Raw genomic sequence first — 4,202 nt, 5'->3', positions numbered from 1 at the left:
GAATCCGCCATCACAAAAATCCTTGAACAACAGGCCGCCTGATCATTATCGGGGACTCAATGGAAACTTTTTGCGAACAATTCTTGACACTAGCTCAAAGAAAGTCAGATATGATAAAATAATTTAGTGTGTGCTCACGCCCTTTGAAATATAGCTCAAGACGTTGCAATTACTGAAGTTGAGGCTCAATTATGGTATACTATAGGTGCAAGGAAATCATGCGAAAACGGCTAAAAACCGTGCACATAGAATTGCCAGGAGCCATCAATGTATAAGAAAAATCGTAACAAACAGCTTGCATTCGAGCATTTTGATCAGCCGCTCGGACTCAAGCTCAACCCGGAGAACCGCTGGGTCAAAAAGGCAGAGACCATTCCATGGGATGCCATCGGAGAGCGCTACGCAAAGCTCTTCCCAAGCAACCGTGGCGTTCCGGCGAAGCCGCTTCGAATGGCATTCGGGTCACTGCTCTTGCAGAAGCACCTTGGATGTTCAGATCGCGAATTGGTAGAACAAATCACAGAGAATCCGTACTTCCAGTACTTCATCGGACTCCCGGGATACCAGATGGAAGCACCGTTCGTGCCATCCTCTTAGTCGAGTTCCGCAAGAGACTGACCGAAGATGTACTTGGAGACATCAACGACATGATTTTTGAGTACAACACCCCGGAAGATGACGATGATGACAGCGGAGACTCCGGTAATTCAGGAACTCTGATCCTTGATGCGACATGTGCTCCGCAGAACATCGAATACCCTCAGGACATCAATCTACTGAATCAATGCAGGGAGGATCGCGAAGGTATAGTCGATGAGATCTGTTTCTCATACAACCTCAAAAAACCGAGGATGTACAGAGTCAATGCCAGAAAAGACTATCTCTCGCTGGCAAAGTGCAAGAAGCGTACCGGCAAAAAGATCCGGAAAGCGATCAAAGCACAGTTGCAATACGTTCGCAGAGACCTCAGATATATCGATGAGTTCATTGCTCAGGACATAGAGTTCGAACAAAAGCAGCTCGACCGCATCGAGGTCATCAGGAAGGTCTACGAGCAACAGGACTACATGTACTGCAATAACACTCATGTAGTATCCGGCAGGATCGTGAGCATCAGCCAGCCGTACATCAGACCGATCATCAGAGGCAAGGCAAAGGATCCGACAGAGTTCGGAGCCAAGCTCGACATCAGTATTGACAACGGCTTCGCAAGAATCGAGAAGCTATCTATCATTCGATCCATGCAACGAGAGCGAAGTGCTCATAGGTGCTGTAGAAAACTATTACGAGCGTCATGGTCACTATCCTGAACGAGTCCTCGTAGATCAGATCTATAGGAAACGAAAGAATCTCACATACTGCAAGTTACATGGTATACGCATTTCAGGTCCGGCTCTCGGAAGGCCGAAGAAGGATCCAAGAGCTGACAAAAAGATCGAATACCAGGATGCTGTCGATCGAATCGAAGTCGAAAGAGCCTTCAGTCTTGCAAAGAGATCATTCGGGCTCGGGCTTATCACAACCAAACTGGAAGCAACTACGAGAAGTTCCATCGCTCTGTCGATCATTGCGATGAACGTGGATCGCCTGACCAAGTCGGCTATGCGATTTTTGTTATCGATTTTTCAAGGTTCATATGTTGGCCTCAATTTCGAGACAACTTTCTAACAACGATTTGTTGAGCAGATACTAATTTAAGGTAGAAGGAAAGTGATTGAAAAATGCAGGACGATATTTTATTAAATACGAGACTAAATACTTTTGTTGTTCTTTGTGGAACGAGAAATTACACAAAAGCCGCAAATATTTTGTGCATTACACAACCTGCTGTAACACACCATATCAAATGGCTGCAGGAGAATCTTAATGTTGAACTGTTTTATTACGATCATTTCCATAATCTATGCCTGACGGACGAAGGCACTAAGCTCTTGTATTATGCCCAGAAGATCAAGGCCGATACTTCTAAACTGATCGACGAATTGCAAAAGGGAATCGCAGACAATACGTCATTAAAAATCGGTACTCAACTTGCGCCAGGGGAGACCTTTATTCCAAAGCTTATCGCAAAATACGTCAATGCTTATCCTCATACTCAGATCTCACATTTTCTTGGGGAATCTGATGATCTGATCCAGCAGCTTGAGGCAGGGGACATCGATATTTGTATAGCTGACATTCCATGTGATTCTAATCATTTTTATGTCAGGAAGCTTTTTAATGCGAGGACCGTCTGTGTATGTTCCAATCATCATCCGCTTGCAAACCAGACTGTTGATTTCGAATCATTATATCAATACAGACTGATTACGCGTAGTAATGACACCTACTATCATCGAAATCTGGCACACACTTTACAAAGCAATCAACAGAGTATACGAAATTTCAAGCATACGATCTTGATCGGGACTTTGAGCGCGACCAAAAGACTGCTTTTAGAGAATGTAGGGATCAGTTTCCTTTATGATTTTGCTATAAAAGAGGAGCTTGAGGATGGTTCACTTTCTGTGATCTCCATCAGGAATTTTAACAATTTACAAAATTCGATCGACATGATCTGGCTGAAAGACAGTATGTTCTCTGACCGGTATATGGATTTTTTGCATTTATGTCAGGACCATATTGCATCGCTGGGATTTCATTGAAAAAGGAAGGAGCAAATCACCGGGAATAGACGATGGTATGCTTCTCCCTCCATATGGGACGCAGGAATAACTGGTTTTGGGGGATTTCAGGAGATCATATTAATCGGCCGTTTTCAGACCGGATCCACAGAGCGTAATAAGGCAATCTTTCACATCGCCATTGATTCTGCAATATTCCCTGAATCCAGCCAGATTTGCTGCAGTAGTTTCTTCGATATAAAGACCATTATTGGCAAGGTACTCCTTCGCTTTTTTTATTTCTCCTTCCGGAGCATGCACAAACGTTACATTATGTTTGTATGCCAGGCGTAGGATCTCTTTGCCTCGCATCGGCCTGCCGATTGCGATACCTTCCGCTAAGGTTGGCAGAAAAGAATATGAAACTGGTTTATTTGATCCGATTTCTGCGGCGCGGAATAATGGATCGCAATATTCGCTTTGTACTGCGATGATATGAGGAAAGTGATCTATCTGGCTGCTCTTCTGAAGATGTTCCAGTGCATAAACACATCCGAGAAACAGGGTACCATTCCCTACTGGGATCACCAGGTGTTCCGGAATGCGATGCAGCTGTTCAAAAACTTCATATATATATGTTTTTGTTCCTTCGTAGAAAAATGGATTATAAACGTGAGTGGCGTAATAAACATCTGATTTGAGAGCGGCTTCGCGGCAGATGTCGGCGCAATGATCCCTGTCGCCTTCAACGGTAACGACTTTGGCACCATAGGAAGTGATCATATTGATTTTGTTTCTGGGTGTTCCTTCCGGCACATAGATCGTGCAATTGATCCCGGCCCTGGCACTGTAGGCAGCGACACTGCACCCTGCATTGCCGCTGCTGTCTTGTACGACCGATTTAACACCAATAGATTTGCAGTGTGAAATGAGGACAGCGGCGCCACGATCCTTAAATGAAAGAGTGGGCATCATATAGTCCATTTTATACAGTATATTATCCAAATAAATCACCGGTGTAAATCCTTCGCCCAATGTAATATCTTTCCAAGCATTATCATCCAAGGCCATAAAATTGTGATAGCGGAACATTCCCCAGATATTTGTATCGATTAATGATTCTTCAAATGAGGGGATTTCCCAATCGATATCCCATAATCCGCCACATTCACACTTCGGAATGGCAGTAGTCACTGGCATGGTTCTACCACATTTTGAACATCTGAAAAGCATTAAAGGCCTCCTTTCCGATAATAAAAGAATACTTCTGTCAATATATTATTAAATGATTCTGATTATTCATAATTATTATTTGTAATTGCTTGATAACGAAGAATTATACAAATCGATTCTGTTAATGTCATACCTTTTCGGCTTAAAATCTTCAGGCCTTGAAAAGTAAAGATGTGCTGGTCAAGTAAAAATGTAATCGATAGACTCGTTTTATGATACTCTTGCCGGTGGGATGCCGTTGTTATGAGAATGCGGTCTTCGATTGTTGTACCAGCCGTATGCATATGCATTCACTTCAACGAATAGGCTCTCTTCAGTTGAAAACTTCCTGAGATAGATCAGCTCTGACTTTAGTGTATTAAAATA

3 protein-coding genes and 1 pseudogene are annotated in these 4,202 nt (G+C 43.2%); 2 read left to right on the top strand and 2 right to left on the bottom strand.

Going from position 1 to position 4,202, the window contains the following annotated elements:
- Positions 1-267: 267 nt before the first annotated feature.
- Together BLQ24_RS09825 and BLQ24_RS09820 are read left to right on the top strand one after the other, a co-directional pair.
- A pseudogene (locus tag BLQ24_RS09825) lies at positions 268-1,668 on the top strand (IS5 family transposase).
- A gap of 53 nt (positions 1,669-1,721) precedes the next feature.
- Positions 1,722-2,645: a LysR family transcriptional regulator gene (locus BLQ24_RS09820; protein ID WP_090164745.1), complete on the top strand. Its 924-nt coding sequence runs from the start codon at positions 1,722-1,724 to the stop codon at positions 2,643-2,645.
- Between the two features lie 99 nt (positions 2,646-2,744).
- Here BLQ24_RS09820 and BLQ24_RS09815 read toward each other — a convergent pair whose 3' ends face one another.
- Together BLQ24_RS09815 and BLQ24_RS10545 are read right to left on the bottom strand one after the other, a co-directional pair.
- Positions 2,745-3,836 carry a threonine synthase gene (locus BLQ24_RS09815; RefSeq protein ID WP_090164744.1) on the bottom strand — a complete coding sequence of 364 codons (1,092 nt, stop codon included), beginning with the start codon at positions 3,834-3,836 and terminating at the stop codon, positions 2,745-2,747.
- Positions 3,837-4,046: 210 nt separating this feature from the next.
- Positions 4,047-4,202, bottom strand: a 156-nt coding sequence (locus BLQ24_RS10545) for an IS3 family transposase (protein ID WP_143004294.1), incomplete at its 5' end; no start/stop codon positions are given.

The organism is Eubacterium pyruvativorans (assembly GCF_900102225.1).
Classification (GTDB): Bacteria; Bacillota; Clostridia; order Peptostreptococcales; family Anaerovoracaceae; genus Aminicella; species Aminicella pyruvativorans.
The sequence above is the reverse complement of the archived record's forward strand: the minus strand, read 5'-3'. Positions and strand labels throughout refer to the sequence as shown.